Source organism: Qipengyuania sp., assembly GCF_964227205.1.
Taxonomy (GTDB): Bacteria; Pseudomonadota; Alphaproteobacteria; order Sphingomonadales; family Sphingomonadaceae; genus Qipengyuania.
Genome location: NZ_CAXQVB010000005.1, coordinates 77,062 through 100,456 on the forward strand (window position 1 = coordinate 77,062; position 23,395 = coordinate 100,456).

22 protein-coding genes are annotated in these 23,395 nt (G+C 66.1%); 11 read left to right on the plus strand and 11 right to left on the minus strand.

What is annotated here, in order from left to right:
* Positions 1-11 precede the first annotated feature (11 nt).
* Positions 12-827 (minus strand): bifunctional DNA-formamidopyrimidine glycosylase/DNA-(apurinic or apyrimidinic site) lyase, encoded by an 816-nt coding sequence (gene mutM / locus ACEQZ0_RS12095; RefSeq protein WP_370191059.1) that lies wholly within the window; start codon positions 825-827, stop codon positions 12-14.
* 285 nt (positions 828-1,112) lie between these two features.
* On the opposite strand from mutM, the gene ACEQZ0_RS12100 reads away from it, so the two are divergent.
* From ACEQZ0_RS12100 to ACEQZ0_RS12115, 4 genes are read left to right on the plus strand one after another with little or no spacing between them, the layout of a single operon-like run.
* Complete coding sequence (locus tag ACEQZ0_RS12100; protein WP_370191060.1) at positions 1,113-1,844, plus strand: class I SAM-dependent methyltransferase; 732 nt, start codon at positions 1,113-1,115, stop codon at positions 1,842-1,844.
* Between the two features lies 1 nt (position 1,845).
* The gene (gene ubiB, locus ACEQZ0_RS12105; protein WP_370191061.1) at positions 1,846-3,414 is read left to right on the plus strand and encodes a 2-polyprenylphenol 6-hydroxylase; all 1,569 of its coding nucleotides are present in this window, start codon (positions 1,846-1,848) and stop codon (positions 3,412-3,414) included.
* The gene (locus tag ACEQZ0_RS12110) at positions 3,381-4,520 is read left to right on the plus strand and encodes a hypothetical protein (protein ID WP_370191062.1); all 1,140 of its coding nucleotides are present in this window, start codon (positions 3,381-3,383) and stop codon (positions 4,518-4,520) included. The genes ubiB and ACEQZ0_RS12110 overlap by 34 nt, the downstream gene beginning before the upstream one ends.
* Entirely contained in the window at positions 4,517-5,614 is a 1,098-nt protein-coding gene (locus ACEQZ0_RS12115; RefSeq protein ID WP_370191063.1) for a hypothetical protein, read from the plus strand. The genes ACEQZ0_RS12110 and ACEQZ0_RS12115 overlap by 4 nt, the downstream gene beginning before the upstream one ends.
* Here ACEQZ0_RS12115 and ACEQZ0_RS12120 read toward each other — a convergent pair.
* On the minus strand, positions 5,568-5,957 hold the full coding sequence (locus ACEQZ0_RS12120) for a hypothetical protein (protein WP_370191064.1): 390 nt from the start codon (positions 5,955-5,957) through the stop codon (positions 5,568-5,570). The genes ACEQZ0_RS12115 and ACEQZ0_RS12120 overlap by 47 nt on opposite strands.
* A gap of 126 nt (positions 5,958-6,083) precedes the next feature.
* Here ACEQZ0_RS12120 and ACEQZ0_RS12125 point away from each other — a divergent pair, with 126 nt between their 5' ends.
* On the plus strand, positions 6,084-7,769 hold the full coding sequence (locus tag ACEQZ0_RS12125; protein ID WP_370191065.1) for a bifunctional phosphopantothenoylcysteine decarboxylase/phosphopantothenate synthase: 1,686 nt from the start codon (positions 6,084-6,086) through the stop codon (positions 7,767-7,769).
* Entirely contained in the window at positions 7,762-8,223 is a 462-nt protein-coding gene (gene dut, locus ACEQZ0_RS12130) for a dUTP diphosphatase (RefSeq protein WP_370191066.1), read from the plus strand. The genes ACEQZ0_RS12125 and dut overlap by 8 nt, the downstream gene beginning before the upstream one ends.
* Before the next feature lie 64 nt (positions 8,224-8,287).
* Here dut and ACEQZ0_RS12135 read toward each other — a convergent pair whose 3' ends face one another.
* The 4 genes from ACEQZ0_RS12135 to secB all read right to left on the minus strand — a co-directional run bounded on the left by ACEQZ0_RS12135 (position 8,288) and on the right by secB (position 12,350).
* On the minus strand, positions 8,288-8,992 hold the full coding sequence (locus ACEQZ0_RS12135) for a DUF4136 domain-containing protein (RefSeq protein ID WP_370191067.1): 705 nt from the start codon (positions 8,990-8,992) through the stop codon (positions 8,288-8,290).
* A gap of 165 nt (positions 8,993-9,157) precedes the next feature.
* Positions 9,158-10,210 (minus strand): tryptophan--tRNA ligase, encoded by a 1,053-nt coding sequence (gene trpS, locus ACEQZ0_RS12140; protein WP_370191068.1) that lies wholly within the window; start codon positions 10,208-10,210, stop codon positions 9,158-9,160.
* A gap of 4 nt (positions 10,211-10,214) precedes the next feature.
* Positions 10,215-11,786: a murein biosynthesis integral membrane protein MurJ gene (gene murJ / locus ACEQZ0_RS12145; RefSeq protein ID WP_370191069.1), complete on the minus strand. Its 1,572-nt coding sequence runs from the start codon at positions 11,784-11,786 to the stop codon at positions 10,215-10,217.
* Positions 11,787-11,816: 30 nt separating this feature from the next.
* Positions 11,817-12,350 (minus strand): protein-export chaperone SecB, encoded by a 534-nt coding sequence (secB, locus tag ACEQZ0_RS12150; RefSeq protein ID WP_370191070.1) that lies wholly within the window; start codon positions 12,348-12,350, stop codon positions 11,817-11,819.
* A gap of 256 nt (positions 12,351-12,606) precedes the next feature.
* Between secB and ACEQZ0_RS12155 the strand changes: the two genes are divergently transcribed.
* Genes ACEQZ0_RS12155 through ACEQZ0_RS12165 form a run of 3 tightly spaced genes read left to right on the plus strand, consistent with a single transcriptional unit; the run spans position 12,607 to position 15,040 of the window.
* On the plus strand, positions 12,607-13,260 hold the full coding sequence (locus ACEQZ0_RS12155) for a Tim44/TimA family putative adaptor protein (protein WP_370191071.1): 654 nt from the start codon (positions 12,607-12,609) through the stop codon (positions 13,258-13,260).
* A gap of 29 nt (positions 13,261-13,289) precedes the next feature.
* Positions 13,290-14,474 carry a murein transglycosylase A gene (locus ACEQZ0_RS12160; RefSeq protein WP_370191072.1) on the plus strand — a complete coding sequence of 395 codons (1,185 nt, stop codon included), beginning with the start codon at positions 13,290-13,292 and terminating at the stop codon, positions 14,472-14,474.
* Positions 14,471-15,040, plus strand: coding sequence for a Smr/MutS family protein (locus tag ACEQZ0_RS12165; protein WP_370191073.1), 570 nt, complete (start codon positions 14,471-14,473; stop codon positions 15,038-15,040). The genes ACEQZ0_RS12160 and ACEQZ0_RS12165 overlap by 4 nt, the downstream gene beginning before the upstream one ends.
* 69 nt (positions 15,041-15,109) lie before the next feature.
* Here ACEQZ0_RS12165 and katG read toward each other — a convergent pair whose 3' ends face one another.
* The gene (katG, locus tag ACEQZ0_RS12170) at positions 15,110-17,326 is read right to left on the minus strand and encodes a catalase/peroxidase HPI (protein WP_370191074.1); all 2,217 of its coding nucleotides are present in this window, start codon (positions 17,324-17,326) and stop codon (positions 15,110-15,112) included.
* Positions 17,327-17,747: 421 nt separating this feature from the next.
* Here katG and ACEQZ0_RS12175 point away from each other — a divergent pair, with 421 nt between their 5' ends.
* Positions 17,748-18,602 (plus strand): questin oxidase family protein, encoded by an 855-nt coding sequence (locus ACEQZ0_RS12175; protein ID WP_370191075.1) that lies wholly within the window; start codon positions 17,748-17,750, stop codon positions 18,600-18,602.
* Positions 18,603-18,634: 32 nt separating this feature from the next.
* On the opposite strand, the gene ahpF is transcribed toward ACEQZ0_RS12175, so the two are convergent.
* The 3 genes from ahpF to ACEQZ0_RS12190 all read right to left on the minus strand — a co-directional run bounded on the left by ahpF (position 18,635) and on the right by ACEQZ0_RS12190 (position 21,736).
* Complete coding sequence (gene ahpF / locus ACEQZ0_RS12180) at positions 18,635-20,224, minus strand: alkyl hydroperoxide reductase subunit F (protein ID WP_370191076.1); 1,590 nt, start codon at positions 20,222-20,224, stop codon at positions 18,635-18,637.
* A 265-nt stretch (positions 20,225-20,489) separates the two neighbouring features.
* On the minus strand, positions 20,490-21,056 hold the full coding sequence (gene ahpC / locus ACEQZ0_RS12185) for an alkyl hydroperoxide reductase subunit C (protein ID WP_370191077.1): 567 nt from the start codon (positions 21,054-21,056) through the stop codon (positions 20,490-20,492).
* Positions 21,057-21,352: 296 nt separating this feature from the next.
* Positions 21,353-21,736 (minus strand): winged helix-turn-helix transcriptional regulator, encoded by a 384-nt coding sequence (locus ACEQZ0_RS12190; RefSeq protein ID WP_370191079.1) that lies wholly within the window; start codon positions 21,734-21,736, stop codon positions 21,353-21,355.
* 109 nt (positions 21,737-21,845) lie between these two features.
* Here ACEQZ0_RS12190 and ACEQZ0_RS12195 point away from each other — a divergent pair, with 109 nt between their 5' ends.
* The gene (locus ACEQZ0_RS12195) at positions 21,846-22,286 is read left to right on the plus strand and encodes a GFA family protein (protein ID WP_370191080.1); all 441 of its coding nucleotides are present in this window, start codon (positions 21,846-21,848) and stop codon (positions 22,284-22,286) included.
* A gap of 2 nt (positions 22,287-22,288) precedes the next feature.
* On the opposite strand, the gene aroC is transcribed toward ACEQZ0_RS12195, so the two are convergent.
* Entirely contained in the window at positions 22,289-23,386 is a 1,098-nt protein-coding gene (aroC, locus tag ACEQZ0_RS12200) for a chorismate synthase (RefSeq protein WP_370191081.1), read from the minus strand.
* Positions 23,387-23,395: the final 9 nt, after the last annotated feature.

The following is a 23,395-nucleotide window of genomic DNA, read 5'->3' on the forward strand; positions in this document are numbered from 1 at the left end:
ATCCACGCCTGCTACCGCTGACAAACCGGGCAGAACCAGGTGCTGCGTCCGCCCTGGATGATACGGCGGATCGTGCCGCCGTCCTCATGGTGGCACGCCTCGCCCTCGCGGCCGTAGACGTGGAAGCGGGTGGCGAAATAGCCGAGTTCGCCGTCGGGCTGGGCGAAATCGCGCAAGGTGCTGCCGCCGTCGCGGATCGAGCGCTCCAAGACGTCCTTGATCGCGGGGACGAGGCGGCGAAGCTGCGGCATGGTCACCTTGCCGCCAGGTTTTCGCGGATGGATGCCGGCGTGCCACAGCGCTTCGCAGACATATATATTGCCGAGGCCCGCCACGATCCGCTGGTCCAGTAACAGCAGCTTGATCGCCTGCTTGCGCTCGCGCGTGGCTGCGCGCAGGTGCTCCGGGGTGAGGTCATCGCCCAAGGGCTCCGGTCCCAGCGCGGCAAAGGGCGGCCACAGATCGAGTTCGGGCGCGAGCAGCAGGTCGACCGAGCCGAAGCGCCGCGGGTCGTTGAGCGCGAAGACATGGGCCTCTGTCGCCAGCACCAGATGATCGTGCTTGTCGGATTCTTCGGGATCGATCCGCCAGCGCCCGCTCATGCCGAGGTGGAACACCATCGCGTGACCGCGGTCGGTGTGGAGGATGCCGTATTTCGCCCGCCGCGACAGCCCCGAAACGGTCGCGCCGGTCAGCGCCTGGACGAGATCGGGCGGGAAGGGCCGCCGCATGTCGGGCCGGTTCACGCGCACACTGACGATCCGCTCGCCCTCGAGAAAGCGCGCGAGGCCTCGGACGGTGGTTTCGACTTCGGGCAGCTCGGGCAATTCTTGGTTTTCCGGCGAGTGGCAAGGTGTCGCAGGTGGAAATGGCAGATCGCCGGACGCCGCACCAGCCCTCACCCCCACCCGGCCACCCATCAGTATAATTCCGTGGGTGGCCGGGTGGGGGTGAGGGCTGGTGCCGAAGGGACGGACGGATGTCCGGCACGCACGCAACAAGGACTTCGGGTGGGGGAGCGGGACGGCACAGCAAGCGTTCGACGGATGTCGAAGGCGCACGCAGCAAGGACTCATGGACTGCGCTGAAAACATTCCCTAACGCCACCTCCCATGAACGACACCGTATCCTTCGGCTACGAAGACATCGACGCCTCGGAGAAAACAGGCCGCGTGGGCGAAGTCTTTTCGAGCGTTGCCGCCAAGTACGACATCATGAACGATGCCATGTCGGGCGGCATGCATCGCCTGTGGAAGAACCGCTTCGTCGCCCGCGTGAAGCCGCAGCCGGGCGAGGCCATCCTCGACATGGCGGGCGGTACGGGCGACATCGCCTTCCGCATGGCGGCCAAGGGCGCGAGCGTCACCGTCTCGGACATCAACCAGGACATGCTCGATGTCGGCATCGAACGCGCGATGGAGCGCGGGATCGACGGGCTCGTGTGGAGCCGCCAGAATGCCGAGGAATTGACCTTTTCGAGCCGGATTTTCGATGCCTACACCATCGTCTTCGGCATCCGGAACGTCACCTTCATCGACAAGGCGCTGAAGGAAGCGCACCGTGTGCTGAAGTTCGGCGGGCGCTTTTACTGCATGGAATTCAGCCAGACCGACTGGCCGGGGTTCAAGGAGATCTACGACCTCTATTCGCACAAGGTCATGCCGCAGATCGGCAAAGCGATTGCGGGCGACGAGGACAGCTATCGCTACCTCGCAGAATCGATCCGCCGCTTCCCCAAGCCGCCCGAATTCGAAGCGATGATCCGCAATGCGGGCTTCGAGAACACGCGGGTGGAGAAGATCCTCGGCGGCGCGGTGAATATCCACTCGGGGTGGAAGGTCTAGGGTGGCACGCCCTGCAACGCATATCTGGCGCCTCTTCAAATGGGGCATCACGCTGGCGCGGCACCGTGCGCTGGTGGGGATCGAGCAGGACCCGAACGCCCCTGTCCCGGTGAAAAGGCTGGTCAAGCTCGCGCGCTGGGTCTCCTTCACCGGCACGAAGGGTGAGCGCGATTACGCAGGGGCTTTCCGCGATATAGGCCCGGCGGCGATCAAGCTGGGCCAGACGCTTGCGACGCGACCCGATCTTGTGGGTGAGGAACCGGCGCGCAACCTGCTGAAGCTGCAGGACGACCTTCCGCCGGTCGGCTTCGAGCAGATCAGGCAGAGCATCGAGGCAAGTTTCGAGGCGCCGCTCGAGAGCCTCTATGCCGAATTCGATCCCGTGCCCGTGGGCGCGGCCTCGATCGCGCAGGTCCACCGCGCGGTGACCACCGAGGGCCGCCGGGTCGCGGTCAAGGTGCTGCGCCCCGGCGTGCGCGAGCAGTTTGCGCGCGATATCGACACCTACGAATGGGCCGCCGCGCATGTCGAGGCGATGGGCGGCGAGGCTGCGCGCCTGCGCCCGCGGCTGGTCATCGCCAATTTCAAGCGCTGGACCAATCGCGAACTCGACCTGCGGCGCGAGGCGGCCAGTGCCTCGGAACTCGCCGAACATATGGTCGGCACCGAAGGCTACGAGATTCCCGGTATCGACTGGGACCGCACCAATGGCCGGGTGATGACGGTCGACTGGATCGACGGTATCAAGATCAGCAATGTCGAGGCGCTCAGGGCCGCCGGGCACGATACCGAAGAGCTGGCGAGCCGCCTTGTCCTCGCCTTCCTCAAGCAGGCGATCGCGGCTGGTTTCTTCCACGCCGACATGCACCAGGGGAACCTGTTCGTGAAGGCGGACGGGACCATCGCCGCGATCGACTTCGGCATCATGGGCCGGATCGACCGCCGTGCGCGGATGTGGCTGGCGGAAATCCTCTACGGGCTGACGACGGGCAATTACAAACGCGTCGCCGAGATCCATTTCGAGGCGCAATATGTGCCGAGCTATCACAATGTCGACGAGTTCGCGACGGCGCTGAGGGCGGTGGGCGAGCCGATGCGCGGCAAGCCGGTGAGCGAGCTGTCGGTCGGCCAGATGCTCGACGGGCTGTTCGCCATCACCCGCGACTTCGACATGCAGACGCAGCCGCATCTGCTGCTGCTGCAGAAGACCATGGTGATGGTCGAAGGCATCGCCACCCAGCTCAATCCCAGCATCAACATGTGGGATACCAGCGCGCCCTATGTGCGCAGCTGGATCCGCGACGAACTGGGGCCGGAAGCCGCCATCGCCGACCGCATCCGCGAGGATACCGAAACGCTGCTGCGCATTCCCGAACTGGTGCGCCGGATAGAGGATCGCTTCCCGGCCAAGGGCGGAGCCCCCGAACCGCCGCCGTTGCCAAAGGTCGAATTGATGTGGGAAAGGCGCCGCCGCAGGGCGCGCGGCTCCGGGCTGCTCGGCTATATCGGCGCGGCAGTGGCAGGGGGGCTCGCGGCATGGGCAGCGTTGACGCAGGGGTGGATCGGCTAGCCGACCCCGCAGCGGCGCCCGGCTGGGACCGCTTCGCCCATTGGCGCCCATGGCCCGCGCGCCTGCTGCTGGCAGCGCTCGCCGCGCTGCTGGTGCTTGCCGCCCTCGCGCCGCTCACCGCCAGCATGGACGGAGCATCCGCCGATGTGCCCGCGCTGGTTGGCGATGACGTGAAGGCGGTCGAGACCGAACGCGACGACGACCTCGCCTTTTACGACAGGGTGATCGCCCGGATCGCGGGGGGCGAGCGCTATTACGACTTCATCGTCGAGGAACAGCGCGCGAGCGACTATCCGGTGCGTCCGGGCCTCGCGGTGAGGTTGCCGACGCTCGCCTATCTCCATGCCTGGCTGGGCGAAGCTGGGATGCTGGTGCTCGCGGTGCTGCTTCTCGGAGCCTGCGTCTGGGCATGGTGGAAGCGGCTGGGCGAGGAGCCGGGCGGTCCGCCCCGGCAGCGGATCGGCGCTGCGCTGATGCTGATGGGCGGATCGCTCGGCCTCAACCGCTATTACTTCGTACTCCACGAACTGTGGGCGGGGATGCTGCTTGCGCTCGCCTTTGCGCTGCACCGGCCGGGGCGCTGGGGGGCCTCGCTGGCCGTTGCCGCGCTGGCGCTGGCGGTCCGCGAACATGCGCTGCCCTTCGTTCTGCTGATGGGCGCGATGGCGGCCTGGCGTCGCGACTGGAAAGAGGCGGCGGCATGGGCGGCGCTCGCGCTCGCCTTCCTCGCGGCCCTAACCTGGCACCTTGCACTGATCGCGCCGTACGTGCTGCCGACCGATCCCGCGAGCCCCGACTGGCTGGTGCTGCGCGGGCTTTCGGGCTGGCTCGGCAATGTGGTGCTCAGTTCGAACCTGCGCTTCCTGCCGCATGAAGTGGCCGGACCGCTGGTGCTGCTGATGGTGCTCGGCTGGGCCGGCTGGAAATCGCCTGCCGGGGCCACCGGAACGCTGCTCTACCTCGGCTATGGGCTGGCCTTCATGCTCGCGGGGCGGGCGAACAATTTCTACTGGGGCGCGGTGGTCGCCCCGGCGCTGTTCATCGGGCTGGCCTTCGTGCCTCTGGCGCTCTCATCTCTCGTGCGATCCGCGCGGGGGCGCGGATGATGCTGCCCGAGCGCCCCCTGCGCCTGCTGCCGCGCTGGGCCGCGGTGCTGCTCCTGCTGCTGACGGCGGTGGCCTGCGTCTGGAGCGCGCCTGCGATCACCCACCGCCATGTCCAGCACGAGGCCGATATCGCCAAACGCACCAAGCTGGGCGAGCGTCCCGATATGGACCTCTACAGCACCATCGATGCGCGCGTTGCCGCGGGAGAGGACTATTACGAGGTCGCTGCCGAATTGCAGCGCGAACGCGGGTTTCCGACCTCGCCCTTCGTCACCGTGCGTACGCCTGTGCTGGCGTGGACCACCGCGCTGTGGGGTGCGCAGGGATGGCGCCTGATCGCCGTACTGCTGTGGGCGGCCAATATTCTCGCCTGGTTCACCGTGTTGCGCGAGCGGGTCGGCAGGCCCGAACGCTATGCCGCGGCGGCGCTCGCGGGCTATTTCGGCATGCTGACCTTCTTCGAGAAGATCGCGTTCAGTCACGAGGCGCTAGCAGGCCTGATGCTGTCCCTTGCGCTGGCGCTGTCGTTTCGCAAGGCATGGTGGGCGGCGCTGGCGCTGGCGGGCTTCGCCATCGCCCTGCGCGAACTGGCACTGCCCTTCCTGCTGGCCTGGGGCGCCGTCGCCCTTCTGGCAGGAGATCGGAAACGCCTCGCAGGCATTGTCGGCGCGATCGCGCTGATTGCGGCGGGGCTCGCACTCCACGCCGGTGCGGTGGCGGCGGTGCGGCTTCCCGGCGATCTCCATTCGGAGGGGTGGCACGGCATGCTGGGGTTGTCGCTCCCCTTCTACGGCATCGACGTGACGACGCTGCTGGTCCTGCTGCCGCACTGGATCGCAGGCCCGCTGATCGTGCTCGCGCTGCTCGGCTGGCTCTCGCTCGGCGGGCGGCTGGGCGCCTTCGCGAGCCTGTGGTTCGCCGGCTTCATCGCCGCTGCGGCGATCTTCGCCCGGCTGGAGAACTTCTACTGGATGGGGCTCTTCGTCCCCGCCTATGGCGTCGGTCTCGCTTTCGTGCCCCGCGCCGCGAGCGATCTCGCGGCTGCGCTCAGGCGTCCGGCCGCGCCAGGCCCCAGGCCCGGATCGCCACGATGATCAGGAGGCAATGGAAGGCCTCGACGCTCATCGGAACCATCCAGCCCGCATAGGGGCCCTGCGCCACGACGTTGATGAAGCGACCTGTAAAGGCGATGGCGAACAAGCCAAGCGCGGGCAGCAGCGCGTCGCCGCGGCGGCGCCACGCGCCCCAGGCGAGCGACAGCGCCCCGACGTAGAAGAAGGCGGTCATGTCGCCGCGCAGCGTCGATTCGCCGTGACGCGAGACGATCGCGAGACCGAAATCGCTCGCTCCGCCGGCCGGATCGACCAGGAAGCTGGTTCCCAGTACCAGGTCGACGATCGCCAGCGCCAGCAGCACCGCGCTCAGGATCACGTGCATCGAATTTCCCCCCGTTTCCCCTTTTTTCACCACGCAAGGTTAGGGCGAAACGGGAAAAACGCCAGCGCTCGATGCTGGCATTGCCACACGGGGGGCGCTAGCAAGCGCAGCGATGATCGGTATCGAATGCATTTGCCGCCGCGCGCACACCTGCGCCGGCTGGGCGCGTACGAGCGGGGCGGCGGCGTGAGCGGGCCGAAGATCCTGCTCGTCATCGGCGGTGGCATCGCCGCCTACAAGTCGTGCGAGCTCGTCCGGCTGATCCGCAGGGCGGGGGGCGAGGTAACCTGCGTGCTGACCGATGGCGGGCAGCAGTTCGTCACCCCGATGGCGCTCGCCGCGCTGTCCGAAAACAAGGTCTATACCTCTCTCTTCGATCTCAAGGACGAGGTCGAGATGGGGCATATCCAGCTGAGCCGCGAGGCCGACCTCGTGGTCGTGTGCCCGGCGACGGCCGACCTGCTCGCCAAGATGGCAGCGGGCATTGCCGACGATCTGGCCACCACGCTGATCCTCGCCACCGACAAACCGGTGCTGACGGTGCCCGCGATGAATGTGCGGATGTGGGAGCATGCGGCGACGCAGCGCAATGTCGACTGGCTGCGGCAGGCGGGGGTGGCGGTGATGGAGCCCGACGAGGGGCCGATGGCCTGCGGCGAGTTCGGCCCCGGCCGATTGCCCGAACCGCCCGCGGTGATGAACCGGATCGCCGGGGCGCTCGATCTCGACCTCGATCTGCCCGAGCTGGCTGCCGCGCCGGCGCAATTGTCCGCCCCCGAGGAGATCGAGCCGGAACCCGGGGAAGAGGAAGAGCCGGAGAAGAGTGGCGGTGGCCTTGGCGGGCTTCTGGCGATGATCATCCCGCGATCGACCCCGCAGCGCAGCCACGAGGACATCGAGGCCGAACTCGGCGATCAGCCCGAGCCCGAGCAGCCTTACGAGGCCGACTTTCCGGCTCCCACCGAACAGCCCACTGATGCCGGTGCGATCCTGGCGACCAAGGGCAAGGCCTCGGCTGCACCGCCCACCGATCCCAGCGCGCTGGCCTATGATGCGGACGATGCGCAGGCGCGCGCTGCCGCCTTCGCCGCCTCGCCGCTCGCGGGGCAGGCGGCATTCGATCCCGATCCCGCGCATCGCCCGCTCTACGGCAAGCACGTGCTGATCACCGCAGGGCCGACGCATGAGCCGATCGACCCGGTGCGCTATATCGCCAACCGGTCGAGCGGGAAGCAGGGCTTCGCCATCGCGGGCATGGCCGCCGCCGCGGGCGCGCGCGTGACGCTGGTCGCCGGTCCGGTCAACCTGCCGACACCGGTCGGGGTCGATCGCGTCGATGTCGAGACCGCCGACGACATGGCCGAGGAAGTGCGCAAGGCGCTCCCTGCCGATATCGCCTTCATGGTTGCCGCCGTGGCCGACTGGAAGAGCCGCCATGTCGCGGGCGAGAAGATGAAGAAGCGCGGCAGCGCGCCGCCCGCGCTGATCCTCGCCGAGAATCCCGACATCCTCGCCGGCACCGCGGCGGGGCGCAATCGCCCGACCTTGCTGGTCGGCTTTGCCGCCGAGACCGAGAACGTGGTCGAGAACGCCAAGACCAAGCGCAAGCGCAAGGGCGCCGACTGGATCATTGCCAACAATGTCTCGGTTGCCGAGGGCGACGGTGTGATGGGGGGTGATCTCAACCAGGTGCATATCGTCACGTCGGCAGGTATCGAAAGCCTGCCCGAAATGCCCAAGGAAGACGTTGCACGCGAACTGGTGGCACGCGCCGCCGCAGCGCTGCAAGCGATAGAGGAACAGCATGACTGAGCGTATCGGCGTGCAGGTGAAACGCCTGCCGCATGGACAGGATCTCGCCCTGCCCGCCTATGCCACCGAAGGCGCTGCGGGGATGGATGTACTCGCAGCGGAGGACGTCACGCTCGCGCCGGGCCAGCGCCATGCGGTGGCGACCGGCCTCGCGCTTGCGATACCGCAGGGATACGAGATCCAGGTCCGGCCGCGCTCGGGCCTCGCGCTCAAGCACGGCATCACCGTGCCCAATACGCCCGGGACGATCGACAGCGATTATCGCGGCGAGCTGAAGGTGATCCTGATCAACCACGGCGCGGAGGAATTTGCCATCGCGCGCGGCGATCGTGTGGCGCAGCTGGTGCTGGCGCCGGTCACGCAAGCCGCTTGGGAAGAAGTCGAGGCGCTCGACGCGACCGAACGCGGCGCCGGCGGGTTCGGATCGACGGGCGGCCACGCCAAGCTTGCCTGAAACAGAAGGGGCCGCCCGCAGCGCGGACGGCCCCTTCGCTTTATTCCTTGGTCGAAGCCGCGCGTCAGTCGATGCGGCGCACGGTGGTCTTTTCGGGCGCGATCGAAATACGCAGCGTCTCGCCCGAATTGCCGGGGAAGTCGGTGAACATCGCTTCGACCAGATTGGGCACCAGATACTGCAGCCGGTTCGAGGTCGACATCGCCTGCGCCTTGCCCTCGAACAGCCGCTCGCCAGTCGCGGCGCGGTCGATCTTCAGGTCGATCCCGCTGGTGTAGACGGTGTAGCTGCGCACGTCGGGCCCATCGAACCAGGGATCGTAGAAGCCGAAGCCCCAGCTGCTGCCGTAATAGTGCGGGCGATAATATCCCCGGCGGGTGCGGTAGCCCCAGTAAGGGCGATAGCCGTACCACGGGTCGTAGAACGGGTCGCGGAACCCGCTCGACCGCACGCGCTCGCGGCCCTTGTCGACGCCATAGTCGAACCGCACCAGCAGGCTCGCCTGATCGGGCGCGGCGGCCTCGGCATAGCCGAGCCGGTTCATCTGCGCTTCGACGAGGTCGGCATATTGCGCAAATTCGAGACCCCCGGCGAGCGCCGGATCGTCCGCGACGACGTAATAGCTCTCGCCCTGAGGCGCGGGCATTTGCGTCTGGAACCGCGAAACATCGGCCCGAAACGGTGTGGCGCAGGCTGCAAGGCCGGCGAGAAGGATGGGAATGGAGGCGAGCTTGAGTTTGCGCCCCCAACCCTGTGGCAGGTTGGTCATGCTCAGTCCCTTTCGAATACCGGCGTGTCTATCAGATATACGCCAGATTGCGCAGCCTGCCGCTTCCCCGAGGCACACTGCCAGTTACCGTGCATGGCTATAGACGAACCGCCATGAACCCGGATTGAATATCCCGATTCACATTTGTTTCAGCGCCCGCTGTGCCTAGCGGACGAGGCCGAGCGCCCGATAGGTCGCATCGAGCGTCGGGCGGGCCAGATCGCGCGCCTGCGCCGCACCCCGTGCGAGGATCGCGTCGATCGCCTCGCGGTCGTTGAGCAGTTCGGTGAAGCGCGCCGAAATGGGGGCAAGCGTCTCGACCAGCAGTTCGCCCAGCGCGGGCTTGAACTTGCCGAACCCCTCGCCGCCGAATTCGCCGAGGATGTCCTCGACGCTCCGATCGGACAGTGCGGCGTAGATGGTCACGAGATTGAGTGCCTCGGGCCGGCCTTCGAGCCCCTCGGCCTCGCTGGGCAGCGGCTCGGGATCGGTCTTGGCCTTCTTGACCTTCTTCATGATCTCGTCGGCCCCGTCGGCCAGGTTGATGCGGCTCATGTCCGAAGGGTCGGACTTGCTCATCTTGGCACTGCCGTCGCGCAGCGACATGATCCGCGCGGCCTGCGGCGGCACGATCGGATCGGGCAGGGTGAAGACCGGCGCATTCTCCGACGCGAAATCGTTGTTGAACTTCTGCGCGATGTCGCGGGCGAGCTCAAGATGCTGCTTCTGGTCCTCGCCCACCGGGACATGCGTCGCCTGGTAGAGCAGCACGTCGGCGGCCTGCAGCACGGGATAGGCGAACAGCGCGACCGACTGGCCTTCGCGGTTCTTGCCTGCCTTGTCCTTCCACTGCGTCATGCGGTTGAGCCAGCCCATCCGCGCGGTGCCGTTGAGCAGCCACTGCAATTCGGCATGCGCGGGAACCTGCGCCTGGTTGAACAAGATGCTGCGCTGCGGATCGATACCGCAGGCAACCAGCGCCGCGGCCATCTCGAGCGTGCCCTTCCTCAACTCCGCCGGATCGTGCGGCAGCGAGATCGCGTGGAGATCGGCAAGGAAGAACAGGCATTGGTTCCTGTCTGCGCTACCGCCTGCGGCTGCTTGAGCGCGGTTGTCCTCCTCCATCTCGTCCTGCATCCGCACCCAGTTGCGGATCGCACCCAGGTAATTGCCGAGGTGGAGATTGCCGGTGGGCTGGATGCCGGAGACGACGCGCATGGGATTAGGGATCTTTCCTCTTGGTCAGGGCAGCGATGCGCTGCCGGTCGATGGCACCGACCGCGAAGGCGACACCGAAATAGACGATGGCCGAACAGCCGACGAGCACTGCGAGAGCGCCCAGTCGGGCGACGAGCCCGGCCGAGTACCAGCCGGTTAGCAAATCGCGCGCATAGAACAAGGCAAGGCCCATTGCAGCGGCGGCCACCAGCTGGCGTGCGATCCGGCCGATCAGGGCAAGCGGGATGGTATAATACCCGCGCCGGACGAGCACGGCATAGAGGTAGCCGACATTTATCCATGCCCCGATCACGCTGGCATAGGCGACCCCCACCACACCGAAGTCGGTCAGGATCGCGAAATTCAAGCCGACGAAGACCACCAGCGAGATGAAGGCCGCATAGACCGGCGTCCGTGTGTCGGCTCTCGCGTAGAAATTGGGCACGAGCACTTTCACCAGCACATAGGCGGGCAGTCCGAGGACCAGCGCCGCCAGCACGCCGCCGGAGATGGCCGCGTCCTCGGCGCTGAAGCGTCCACCCTGGAAGATCATGGTGACGAAGGGCGTGGCGCAGATAGCCAGCGCCACCGCTGCGGGAATCGTCAGCAGCATCGACAATTCGATCGCGTCCGACTGGATCCGGTCGGCGCCTTGCTTGTTCTTGCCACCGACGAATTTGGACAGCGTCGGCAGGATCGCGGTCGACAGGGCGATGCCGATGATGCCCAGCGGCAGCTGGTTGAGCCGGTCGGCGTAGTTCATGTAGCTGACCGAGCCTTCCGCGAGCTGGTTGAGGAAGTAAAGCTGGACCAGCGTGTTGATCTGGTATGCTCCGCCGCCGATCGCCGCGGGCAGGGCGATGATCGACAGGCGCTTCACCTCGGGTGTGATGCGCGGCCACAGGAGGCGCGGGCGAAAGCCCTCGACGCGGCTCCAGTAGTAGAGCCAGGCGAGTTGCAGCACGCCGGCGCCGGTCACCGCCCAGGCGACGCCATAGGCGACCTGTTCGGTGCTCCAGCCGAGCGAGCCCATGGCGTAATCGCCCGTCAGCAGCGCGCAGATCAGCACCAGGTTGAGGATGATCGGGAAGCTTGCGCCCGGGGCGAACCGGCTGACCGAATTGAGCATGCCGGTGAACAGCGTGACCAGGCTCACCAGCAGGATGTAAGGGAACATGATCCGCGCGAAGGTCACCGCCATGTCGAATGTCGCGGGGTCGACCGGCTTGTCGGACAGCAGCCAGATGACCCCGGGCATGGCCAGCATCATCACGGCGCATAGCGCGATCAGCACTGGCAGGAAGACGCTCAGCACATCGTTGGAAAAGCTGCGCGCATCGTCGATGCCGCCCTCGCCGTTGAGGCGCTTGGAAAACATCGGCACGAAGGCGGCCGAAAAGGCACCTTCCGCGAACAGGCGGCGGAAGACGTTGGGGATGATGAAGGCCTGGAACCAGGCATCGGTCACCGCGCTGGCGCCGAGGACGCGCGAGAAGATCATCTCGCGCGCCATCCCGGCGAGGCGGCTGACCATGGTCAGCCCGCCAATGGTTCCGACGTGCTTGAGCAGGCTCATTGCCCGAGCCCTGCCTGCGGCGTCAGCGCCTTACGCCTCGCCTGCGGGCGGGGTCGCGCCCTCGCCCTGCATTTCCTGCGCGCGGGCGGCCAGCTGCTGTTGGTAGAGCGCGCCGAAATCCATCGGGTCGAGCATCAGCGGCGGGAAGCCGGCATCGCGGCTGGCGTCGGCGATGACGCGGCGCGCGAAGGGAAACAGGATGCGCGGAGCTTCGGCGAAGAGGAAGGCGTGCGCCGCCTCGTCGGGCAGGTTGCGCATGCCCATGAGCCCGCAATAGGCGAGGTCGACGAGGTAGAGGTTGCCCTGGCTGGTCTGCGCGGTGCAGGTGATCTTGAGCGTGACCTCGTGCACCTCGTCGGAGATCTTGTCGGCAGCGATGTTGAACTGAACGTCGATCTGCGGCTGCTCGGTCCACTGGAAGCACTGCGGCGCGTTCGGGTTCTCGACCGACAGGTCCTTGATATATTGCGAGATCACGCCGGCGCTGGGCTGCGTGTCCGCGCCATTGGCGCCCGCCGCGGGATCCGGGTTGAGGTCGGTGAGAACGTCGCCTTCGTCGGCCATGAGAATTCGCTTTCCAGTAATTCGATGGTGCGCCCCGAAGCTGCGGCCCTGGGGCCGTGCCGGGGTTTCGGTGCGCGCGCCTAGCACTGTCGGGCGTGCGTAGCAATCCGCTCTCCTCGGCCGGTCGCGGGCATGGCGGTGGTTCATCGCAGGAACATTGTCGGTTTGTAATTCGTCCCTATCTAGGGCAGGACATCAGTCGGACTGTCGGAGTGCGAAGCGCCTCCGCGATGGAAGTTGGAAGCAGGTTACCCAAGTGATCACCGAGATCGTTATCCTCGCCATGATTGCCGCCTTTCTCGGATTGCGGCTCTATTCGGTGCTCGGCCGCCGGTCGGAGCACGAGGAGGAGGTGATCCCGCACCGTTTCGAGCGGAGCGAAGCGCCGCCGCCGGCGGATCATGCGCCGCGTGCCCTGCGCCACCCGGTCGTGAGTTTTGCAGGCGAAGACCGTGCTCCGGTGAACGAGGCGGGGATCCGCGCAATCGCCGCGGCCGATTCGGGTTTCGACCTGCTCGGTTTCCTCGAAGGCGCCAAGGGTGCCTATGGGATGATCCTCGAGGCCTTCTGGAAGGGCGACAAGGAAACGCTGCGTGAGCTTACCGACGCCGACGTCTATGCGAGCTTCGCGCAGGCGATCGACGCGCGCGAGGAAGCGGGCGAGACGCTCGACAACCGCCTCATCCGGATCGAGGACGCGACCGTCCGTTCGGCCGAACTCGACGGGCGCATCGCGCGGATCAGTGTGCTGTTCGTTGCCGATATCGCCGCCGTAACGCGCGATGCCGATGGCAATGTCGTCGCCGGTTCGCTCGACGATGCGATCGAGAGCCGCGACGTGTGGACCTTCCGCCGCAATGTCGGGGCGGCCGATCCCAACTGGGTGCTCGACGAGACCGACGAAGGCTGACGTTCCGCGCTACCCGAGGGGGAGGGATCATGCGCAAGCTTCTGGCAATAGCTGCAACCATGGCGCTGGGCGCCTGCGTCCGCATGGTGCCTGACACCGAACCAGTACGTCCCGTTCCGCTACCGCCCGGCACGGTGAACAGCGCCGCCTTCGCACCGATCGCACGCGGTGCGAGCGTCGACTCGCTCGGGATCGCCCCCGACGATGCCGGGACCGCGCTCGTCTCCTTCCTCGAATCATGCCCCGCGATCCTCAAACGCGAGGATGTCAGCGGGCTGACTTTCGCCGAGGACTGGCGTCCCGCCTGCGAGGCTGCGGCAACCTGGCCCGTGTCGGACGCGCGGCGGTTCTTCACCAGCTATTTCGAGACCGCGCGGGTCGGCGACGGGGCCGCCTTCGCTACCGGATATTTCGAGCCCGAAATCCGTGGCAGCCGCACCCGCGCGCCGGGTTACGACGTGCCGGTCTATGGCATGCCGCCCGACCTGACGCGGGCCTGGCCTGCCGACATGCCCGAAAGCGAGCGTGAAGGTCGCCCGCCGCTCGGCCGCTATGATGCGAGCGGCAAGTTCGTCCCCTATTACGAACGGACCGAGATCGAGCTCGGCGCGCTCGCCAATCGCGGGCTCGAAATCGCCTGGGCGGCCGACCCGGTCGAATTCTTCTTCCTCCAGATCCAGGGATCGGGCCTGCTGCGCCTGCCCGATGGTTCGGTGATGCGGATCGGCTATGCCGGGCAGAACGGCCGCGAATATGTCGGGGTCGGGCGCGTCATGCGCGAGCGCGGCCTGATTGGCGATGGTACGCCCTACGCCACCTCGATGCAGGGGATCATGGCGTATTTCCACGACCATCCCGCCGAAGGGCGTGACATCATGCGGCTCAACAAGAGCTGGATATTCTTCCGCGAACTGAACACCGATGGCCCGCTTGGCTCGCTCGGCGTACCCGTGCGGCGCGAAGCCTCGGTGGCGGTCGATCCGCTGTTCGTCCCGTATGGCGCGCCGGTGTTCCTCGATCTCGACCGCGATGTCGCCGACGGCTTGTGGATCGCGCAGGACACGGGCGGGGCGATCAAGGGCGCCAACCGTTTCGACACTTTCTGGGGCAATGGCGGCGATGCGCGCGAGGTTGCCGGCACGATGAGCGCGCGCGGATCGGCGCTGGTCCTGCTGCCGCGCGGCACGCTCGACCGTCTCGAATCGCGCAAGTGACCAGTCCGCGCGGCCTGTCGGCCGAGGAAGCGGCGGCGTGGGAGAGGCTTGCCGCGACGGTGGAGCCGCTGCATCCGCTCAAGCCTGTCCAGCCGCAACCGCCGCATCCGGCCAAACCGTCCGCTCCGCCCAAGCCGAGGCGCACGGAGACTGCCGCGCCCAAGCCGCGGACCGTCGCCGCTCCGCCGCCACCCCGACCCAAGGATATCGCGGCGCCCGGTCGCGGGCTCGATTCGCATTGGGACCGGCGTCTCAAATCGGGCGCGCTCCAGCCCGAACTCACGCTCGACCTGCACGGCCACAATCTCGATGCAGCCTACGACCGGCTGATGAGCGGGGTGGCGCAGGCGCGTGCGATGGGCGTGCGCACGATCCTGCTTGTAACCGGCAAGCCGCGCCCGGTGGCCGCCGCCGATCGTGCCGCAAGGCGCGGCGCAATCCGCGCCAAGGTGCTCGACTGGCTCGCCGCATCGAGCCACCATTCGGCCATTGCCGCCGTGCGCCGTGCGCACCAGCGGCACGGCGGCGACGGCGCGCTCTACATTGTCCTGCGACGCGAGGGCTAGGCAAAGAAAAAGGCCCCCGACGCAAGGTCGGGGGCCCCTCGGTGGACGACCGGATCGGCCGTCTAACCGTTATGCGTGGTATTTGCGGTATTCGATGTCGAAGCGGTCAGCATCCATGACCTTGGTCCAAGCCTTGACGAAATCGTCGACGAACTTCTGCTCGTTGCCGTTTTCGGCATAGACTTCGGCCACGGCGCGCAGCTGCGAGTTCGAACCGAACACCAGGTCGGTGCGCGTGGCGTGCCATTTGACGTCGCCCTTGAGGCGACATCTGCCGACGAATTCCTCGTCGCCGCTCTCCTCGACCACGTCCCACACCGTGCCCATTTCCAGCAGGTTGACGAAGAAGTCGTTCGACAGGACGCCGGGGCGATCGGTGAGGACGCCGATCGAATTGCCATGCTGCGTATGCTTCGAAACCGCGCCGAGCGCGCGCATCCCGCCGAGCAGCACGGTCATCTCGGGCATCGAAAGGCCGAGCAGGTGGGCCTTGTCGACCAGCATGTCCTCGGTCTTCACCGAAGCCTTGGTCTTGAGGTAATTGCGGAAGCCGTCGGCGAAGGGCTCCAGAGGCTCCCAGCTCTCGGCATCGAACTGGTCCTCGGTCGCATCGCCGCGGCCGGTGGTTACGTCGACGCTGACGTCGAAGCCGCCATCCTTGGCCGCCTTCTCGACCGCAGCCGCACCGCCGAGCACGATGGCATCGGCCATCGAGATGTCGCCGCGCAGCTCGTCGAGCTTGGCCAGCACCTTGCCCAGTTCCTCGGGATCGTTGACCTTCCAGTTGCGGATCGCATCGAAGCGGATATGCGCGCCATTGGCACCGCCGCGATGGTCCGAATTGCGATAGGTCGATGCCGAGGCCCAGGCCGCCTTGACCAGTTCGCTGACCGTCAGGCCGCTATCGAGCACTTTCCGCTTGAATTCGGCCACCGCACTGTCGGACGGCGTGGTGCCGGCGGGTATCGGGTCCTGCCAGATGAGGTCTTCCAAGGGCACTTCGGGGCCCAGGTAACGGGCCTTGGGGCCCATGTCGCGGTGGGTCAGCTTGAACCATGCGCGGGCGAAGGCATCGTCGAGCGCGGCCTGATCGTTGAGGAAGCGTTCGGAAATCTTGCGGTATTCCGGATCGCGCTTCAGCGCCATGTCGGCGGTGGTCATGATCGTCGGGACCTTCTTGTTCGGGTCGCGCGCATCGGGGGCCATGTCCTCGGGGTCCGGATCGATCGGGGTCCACTGGTTGGCACCGGCGGGGCTCTGCGTCAGTTCGTATTCGTATTTGAACAGCAGGCGGAAATAGTCGTTGCCCCACTGCGTCGGGTTGGGCGTCCAGGCGCCTTCGATCCCGCTGGTGGTGATGTGGCCCTTGCCGATTTCCTCGGGGTCGGTCAGCCAGCCGAAGCCCATCCGGTGCAGGCCTTCACCTTCGGGCGCCGTACCGAAGGTGTCCGAAGGCTTGGCGCCATGGCATTTGCCGAAGGCGTGACCGCCGGCGGTGAGCGCGACGGTTTCCTCGTCGTTCATCGCCATGCGGGCGAAGGTCTCGCGCATGTCGCGCGCCATGCCTTCGGCATCGTGCGGATTGCCGCCCGGGCCTTCGGGGTTGACGTAGATCAGGCCCATCTGGATCGCGGCGAGCGGGTTTTCGAGCGCCTTGCCCTCATCGGGAATGATGCGCGTCTCGACGCCTTCGTTGACCCATTGCTCTTCCGAGCCCCAATAGACCATTTCGGGTTCGAACACGTCCTTGCGGCCGCCGCCGAAACCGAACACCGGGCCGCCCATCGATTCGATCGCGACATTGCCGGTGAGGATGAAGAGGTCGGCCCAGCTGATATGCTTGCCGTATTTCTGCTTGATCGGCCACAGCAGACGCCGCGCCTTGTCGAGATTGCCGTTGTCGGGCCAGCTGTTGAGCGGGGCGAAACGCTGCTGCCCGCTGCTGGCGCCGCCGCGGCCGTCGCCCGTGCGATAGGTGCCCGCTGCGTGCCACGCCATGCGGATGAAGAAGGGGCCGTAATGGCCATAGTCCGCCGGCCACCATTCCTGGCTATCGGTCATCAGCGCCCTGAGGTCATCCTTCAGCGCCTTGTAGTCGAGCGCGTTGAATGCTTCGCAATAGTCGAAGTCGGGCCCCATCGGATCGGGGTTGCGGCCTTCGGTCTGGAGGATGTCGACCTGCAGCTGGTCGGGCCACCAGTCGCGATTGGTACGGCCGAGCAGGTGGCGCGTCCCGCCATCGCCATGGAAGGGGCAGCCGCTCATTTCACCGGTTTTGGCGTCCATTGTGTCTCTCTCCACTCTCTAAGACTCAGAGGAAATCTCGTCAGCGATGGAATGCGCCTTTGCCGGTGATGCGTCCAATCGATTAAATGCGTCGATTTGATTGACTTAGGCGATTGTGAAACGGCGGTGAATCTCGTGCAGAAATGCAATCGGCCCATTTCGGGACTGGGCCAGGCCGGACTTGCCAAGCCCGCTCGGGTTGGGAAGGGACGGCGTCGATCCCGTCGGTTCGCGACGGCGGCGAAATGAGAGGTGTGCGTGCTGACTTTCGATCCGGAAACCCATGGTGCACGATACAGTCCCGAATATGGGCCGGCCAGGCTGAGCGATCACCTGCCCATGGCGTGCCACGCTCTGGCCTGCCTCGGCGCATCGGAAGAGAGGGGTGCAGGCCTTTGCCGGGAATTCTCTGGCGAGACTGGTGCCGGTCACCGCTTCGGGTGAGGGCGGGGGCGTATTGCCTACGTCCTGCTTCGGGACGTGCGGGTGCTATGCGGCCTTCCGCAGCACAATAGCCGAATCGATCGGGTGCAGCGGTTCGCACGAGGTGCTGCGCGAGTTGCTCCCCCGGCTTCTTCCCGGGATTGCCAGGGCTGCCTTCCACGGTCTTATCCGAACGGCATACGGGATCGACAGCGGCTGCGAGCCCGAAATCGCGGCCGGGCTGGCGTATTGGGCGGATGCGTTCGAGCCTGTCGCCATCGACATCGAGGACGAGGGTGCGATCTCCCTCGCGAGTTCGGCAAGCCACCAGCTTCTGGATGCCACGCGCCAGTTCGCCCGATTGAAGAAGGATGATCCGCAAGGCAATTCGATCCATGCACAGATGCTGTCGCTGCTCGGCGATGCGGAGGTCCGCGCCATCCTCTCGCGCTGCCGGTTGGGCGATACGCAGGACCTCGCCGATATCGCCCGTGTCGCATTTGCCATATTCTTCGCCACGGACGGTGACTTTACCGCGCTTCACTGCGTCACGGGAACACATGCGGCTCGCATCATTGCGCCCTATGTCGATGACAAACGGGCCCTCTACCAACATCTGTGGACCGGGATCGTGCTTGCCTATCTGACCACGGGAAAAGCGGATCCGGGGCGTCTGCAGGCGATTCTCGACCGGACGGCAGGAGGCGGGCCCGAGACTTGGGAAACGCTGCGCGAAGCGGCGCAAGCTTCCAGCGATGCCCACGACATCAAATTCGTGTTCACCTGCGAACGAGAGGCGCAGGCCTACGGAAATCCGCACTATCTCGAGGCAGCCACGCTGCAGATGCGGTAACCGCGCTCGGAGACGACTGCAGGCCCGGGCCGTCAGGCGGCTTGCGCGGTGTCCTCGGCAGGCTCGGTGCGGATGAGGTAGTCGAAGGCCGAGAGGCCGGCTTTCGAGCCTTCGCCCATCGCCACCACGATCTGCTTGTAGGGCACATCGGTCACGTCGCCCGCGCCGAATACGCCGGGCAGATTGGTGCGGCCTTCCTCGTCGGTGACGATCTCGCCGAACTTGGTCAGCTCGAGCCCCGAACCTTGCAGCCATTCGGTGTTGGGCACGAGCCCGATCTGGACGAACACGCCTTCGAGTTCGATGCGGCGTTCTTCCCCGCTCTTGCGGTCCTTGAGGACGAGGCCGTTGACCTTGCCTTGCGCGCCGGTGATCTCGGTCGTCTGCCCGCTGGTGACGATCTCGACATTGCCCATGCTGCGCAGCTTGGCCTGCAACACCTCGTCGGCGCGCAGCTTGCTGTCGAATTCGATCAGCGTGACATGGCCGACGATCTTGGCAAGATCGATCGCCGCCTCGACGCCCGAATTGCCGCCGCCGATCACCGCGATGCGCTTGCCCTTGAACAGCGGTCCGTCGCAGTGCGGGCAATAGGCGACGCCCTTGTTGCGGTATTCCGCCTCGCCCGGGACGCCGAGATTGCGCCAGCGCGCGCCGGTGGCGAGGATCAGGCTGCGCGCCTTGAGGCTCGCGCCATTGCCGAGCTCGACGGTGTGGAGGCCGCCCTCTTCCTTGGCCGGGACGAGCTTCACCGCCTTGGCGAGGTCCATCAGGTCGATCTCGTATTCGCCGACATGGCGCTTCAATTCGCCGGCCAGCTTGGGGCCTTCGGTGTAGGACGTGCCGGGCAGGTTCTCGATGCCGAGCGTGTCGTGCAGCTGGCCACCGAATCGTTCGGCGGCGATACCGGTGCGAAAGCCCTTGCGCGCGGTATAGATCGCGCTTGCGGCACCGGCGGGGCCGCCGCCGATCACCAGCACTTCGAAGGGCTCCTTGGCCGAAAGTTTTTCGGCGGCCTTCTCTTCGCTGCCGGTGTCGAGCCGGGCGAGGATTTCGGCCAGTTCCATCTTGCCGTTGTAGAAGGGTTCGCCGTTGAGGAAGGTCGCGGGCACGGCCATGACCTCGCGTGCGTCGACCTCGTCCTGGAAGGCGCCGCCCTCGATCAGCGTGGCGGTGATGCGCGGGTTTTCGAGCGCCATCAGCGTCAGCGCCTGCACCACGTCGGGGCAATTGTGGCAGCTGAGCGAGAAATACATCTCGAAATTGAAGTCGCCCTCCAGCCCGCGGACCTGCTCGAGGAGGTCGGCATCGACCTTGGGCGGATGGCCGCCGGCCCACAGCAGCGCGAGCACCAGCGAGGTGAATTCATGCCCCATCGGCAGGCCGGCAAAGCGGACCCATTTTTCCGCATCGCTCGCGCGGCGGATGACGAAGCTCGCCCGCCTCGCATCGGTCCCGTCGAAACTGGCGCTGACGAACTCGTGCAGCGCGGCAATCTCCTCGAGCAGCTCGCGCGTTTGCGCGCTCTTGGCGTCGTCGCCGAGCGAGGCGACCAGTTCGACCGGTTCGCGCAAATTCGCGAGATAGGTGGTGAGCTGCTGGGTCATCGTTGCGTCGAGCATCGTCATTTCCTCAAGTCATTGCGAGGAGCCCCGGCGGGGCGACGTGGCAATCCAGAGCGGCCAAGCACGACCGGTCTCTGGATTGCAGCGTCGCCTTCGGCTCCTCGCAAAGACGAGGAGAGGGGCTGGCGGTGGCGGGAGGATGGAAAAGACCCGGGGCTTGGGGGAGGGGGATGCCCCGGGTCTTCCAGCGACCCGAGTCTTAGGGCTCGGGCTGTTGTACGGGCGCCGCTAGGCGTCCCGATCTTTCGCTTGCCTTAACGGCTCAGATCTTGCCGACGAGGTCGAGCGAGGGAGCCAGCGTATCGCTGCCTTCTTCCCATGCAGCCGGGCAAACCTGGCCGGGGTTGGCGCGGACATACTGGGCAGCCTTGATCTTGCGCGCGAGTTCGTTGGCATTGCGGCCGACGCCTTCGCAGGTCTGTTCCATGATCTGGATCACGCCGTCGGGATCGACCACGAAGGTCGCGCGGTCGGCGAGGCCGACGCCTTCGCGCAGCACGTCGAAGTTGCGGGCGAGGACGTGGTTCTGGTCGCCCAGGAACGGGAAGTTCAGCTTGCCGATCTTCTCGCTGGTGTCGTGCCAGGCCTTGTGGCTGAAGTGCGTATCGGTCGACACGGCATAGACTTCGACGTCCATCTTCTGGAGCATGTTGTACTGCTCGCCGAGGTCTTCGAGTTCAGTCGGGCAGACGAAGGTGAAGTCGGCCGGATAGAAAAAGAACACGGCCCACTTGCCCTTCACGTCCTCGTCGGTGACCTCGAAGAAGTCCTTGCCGGCCTGGAAGGCGGTGGCGCTGAACGGTTTGATCTGCGATCCGATGATACCCATGGTTTTCTCCGTTGTTCGGGTTGAAACTCGTGGGTGTCAGATAGGCGCTGTTGCGATGCACAAAAGCGATATGTTGCGATTGCGAGCATCGGAATAATCGATCATTCCGATGGAACTTTCAGAAAGCGCAACGAAGAGGTGATTTCGTTGCGCTTGGCGCAACTGATCGTGAAGGACAGGATGTCACCTGGGCTTGGGTCTTTTATCTCGGGAGCCAAGCAAATGCTCAGAGTTCTGCCCCACCGCCCTGCGCGGAGGGGTGCGATTTGCGGCCTAGCAGCATATCATGCCGCCGCTCATCTTTCCTCGTCGCTCACGCCGGGCTTGCGGCGCATGAAGGCGTCCGGCGCCACCCAGGTGCCGTCGATGAAGCGATTCCCCCAGCGGCATATTTCCTGCAGCACCGGCAGCAGGCCCCAGCCTTTCTCGGTCAGCCCGTATTCGAACCGCTGCGGGCGGCGCTGATAGGGCTCGCTGGCGATGATCCCCTGCCGCTCGAGCATGGCCAGCCGGTCGGCCAGCACATTGGTGGTGATGCCTTCGGGCGAGGCGAGAAAATCCGAATAGCGCCGTTTGCCGTTGACCATGTCGCGCAGGATGACGAGCGACCAGCGATCGCCGACGATCTCGAGCGTATTGGCGATCGGGCATCCGGATCGGGGTGACGAAAGGCGAGGCATTAATCAAAAGTAGATGGTAACTTGCAAGTTACAAGTAATACCGTATACTTATCCGCAGGTCGATTCGGGCCGAAGGTTGTTTCGCAGCGGCAGCGGGGGGGTGTGTGCCATGAGTGATCGGATCAGGGGCAGCTGCCTATGCGGGGCGGTGCATTACACGATTTGCGGAGCGCCGCAGCTCGTCGGCAAATGCTATTGCGTCGACTGCCGCAAAGCGAGCGGCACGGGGCATTGCACCCATGTCGCGCTGGCCGAGGAGCAGGTCGAGCTGACCGGCGAAACGGCCTGTTTCGAGAGCCCGGCCGATAGCGGCAACATGATCGCGCGCAGCTTTTGCCCGACCTGTGGCAGCGCGCTGTTTTCGCGCAATAGCTCTATGCCCGGCATGATCTTCGTGCGCGCCTCGAGCCTCGACGATGTCGATGCCATCAGCGCGGCCATGTCGGTTTACACCAGCCGCGCGCCGGGGTGGGATCGTCCCGACCCGGCGCTGCCTGGTTTCGTCGAAATGCCCGAAGGCGGCCCGCAGGCGGTGCTGCCCGGCGACTGACGCTATGCCGTGCCCGTGGCGCCGCACTGCGCCCGGTGGAGCAACTTGTGGTCGGCCAGCACCAGCGCCATCATCGCTTCGACCACCGGGGTGCCGCGGATGCCGACGCAGGGGTCGTGGCGGCCCCGGGTGCGGACCTCGGTCGCCTCGGAAATTCCTTGCGCGTTTGGGCGCGTCACGCTTTCGACGGGCGTGAGGATCGAACTGGTCGGCTTGAAGGCCACGCGGCAGGTGACCGGCTGGCCGGTGCTGATCCCGCCCGCAATCCCGCCTGCGTGGTTCGCCTCGAAGCGCGGGCCGTCATTTCCGGGGCGCATCGGATCGGCATTCTGCTCGCCGGTCAGCCGTGCGGCCTCGAAGCCGTCGCCGATCTCGACGCCCTTCACCGCGTTGATGCTCATCATGCCCGCGGCAAGATCGGCGTCGAGCTTGGCATAGACGGGGGCGCCCCATCCCACTGGCACGCCCGACGCCACGCACTCGACCACCGCGCCGAGCGAGGAGCCGGCCTTGCGGGCCTCGTCGACCAGCTTTTCCCAGCGCTTGGCGGCTGCCGCGTCGGGGCACCAGAAGGGATTGCGCGCGATTTCCCCGGCATCGAAATGCGCCGGGTCGACCGCGTCGCCGCCGATCTCGGCGACATAGGCCAGGACGCTCACTTCGGGGATGACCAGCCGCGCCACTGCCCCCGCCGCGACGCGCATTGCGGTTTCGCGCGCGCTCGACCGGCCGCCGCCGCGATAATCGCGAAAGCCGTATTTCGCGTCATAGGCATAGTCGGCATGGCCGGGGCGATAGCTATTGGCGATCTCCGAATAGTCCTTGCTGCGCTGGTCGGTATTCTCGATCAGCAGGCCGATCGGCGTGCCCGTCGTCCTGCCCTCGAACACGCCCGAGAGGATCCGCACCGCATCGGGCTCCTGCCGCTGCGTGGTGAACTTGTTCTGCCCGGGCCTGCGCGCATCGAGGTAGGGCTGGATGTCCTCTTCCGATAGCGCGATCCCTGGCGGGCACCCGTCGACCACCGCGCCGATCGCGGGGCCGTGGCTTTCGCCCCAGGTGGTGAAGCGCAAGCTTCGTCCGAATGTGTTCCAGCTCATGGCGCAATC

What these genes read in the sequence shown, in the direction of transcription:
- ACEQZ0_RS12100 (WP_370191060.1), top strand. Translation starts at nt 1,113, where the DNA reads ATGAACGACACCGTATCCTTCGGCTACGAAGACATCGACGCCTCGGAG.
- ACEQZ0_RS12110 (WP_370191062.1), top strand. Translation starts at nt 3,381, where the DNA reads ATGGGCAGCGTTGACGCAGGGGTGGATCGGCTAGCCGACCCCGCAGCG.
- ACEQZ0_RS12115 (WP_370191063.1), top strand. Translation starts at nt 4,517, where the DNA reads ATGATGCTGCCCGAGCGCCCCCTGCGCCTGCTGCCGCGCTGGGCCGCG.
- ACEQZ0_RS12120 (WP_370191064.1), bottom strand. Translation starts at nt 5,957, where the DNA reads ATGCACGTGATCCTGAGCGCGGTGCTGCTGGCGCTGGCGATCGTCGAC.
- ACEQZ0_RS12125 (WP_370191065.1), top strand. Translation starts at nt 6,084, where the DNA reads ATGCATTTGCCGCCGCGCGCACACCTGCGCCGGCTGGGCGCGTACGAG.
- dut (WP_370191066.1), top strand. Translation starts at nt 7,762, where the DNA reads ATGACTGAGCGTATCGGCGTGCAGGTGAAACGCCTGCCGCATGGACAG.
- ACEQZ0_RS12135 (WP_370191067.1), bottom strand. Translation starts at nt 8,992, where the DNA reads ATGACCAACCTGCCACAGGGTTGGGGGCGCAAACTCAAGCTCGCCTCC.
- trpS (WP_370191068.1), bottom strand. Translation starts at nt 10,210, where the DNA reads ATGCGCGTCGTCTCCGGCATCCAGCCCACCGGCAATCTCCACCTCGGC.
- murJ (WP_370191069.1), bottom strand. Translation starts at nt 11,786, where the DNA reads ATGAGCCTGCTCAAGCACGTCGGAACCATTGGCGGGCTGACCATGGTC.
- secB (WP_370191070.1), bottom strand. Translation starts at nt 12,350, where the DNA reads ATGGCCGACGAAGGCGACGTTCTCACCGACCTCAACCCGGATCCCGCG.
- ACEQZ0_RS12160 (WP_370191072.1), top strand. Translation starts at nt 13,290, where the DNA reads ATGCGCAAGCTTCTGGCAATAGCTGCAACCATGGCGCTGGGCGCCTGC.
- katG (WP_370191074.1), bottom strand. Translation starts at nt 17,326, where the DNA reads ATGGACGCCAAAACCGGTGAAATGAGCGGCTGCCCCTTCCATGGCGAT.
- ahpF (WP_370191076.1), bottom strand. Translation starts at nt 20,224, where the DNA reads ATGCTCGACGCAACGATGACCCAGCAGCTCACCACCTATCTCGCGAAT.
- ahpC (WP_370191077.1), bottom strand. Translation starts at nt 21,056, where the DNA reads ATGGGTATCATCGGATCGCAGATCAAACCGTTCAGCGCCACCGCCTTC.
- ACEQZ0_RS12190 (WP_370191079.1), bottom strand. Translation starts at nt 21,736, where the DNA reads ATGCCTCGCCTTTCGTCACCCCGATCCGGATGCCCGATCGCCAATACG.
- ACEQZ0_RS12195 (WP_370191080.1), top strand. Translation starts at nt 21,846, where the DNA reads ATGAGTGATCGGATCAGGGGCAGCTGCCTATGCGGGGCGGTGCATTAC.
- aroC (WP_370191081.1), bottom strand. Translation starts at nt 23,386, where the DNA reads ATGAGCTGGAACACATTCGGACGAAGCTTGCGCTTCACCACCTGGGGC.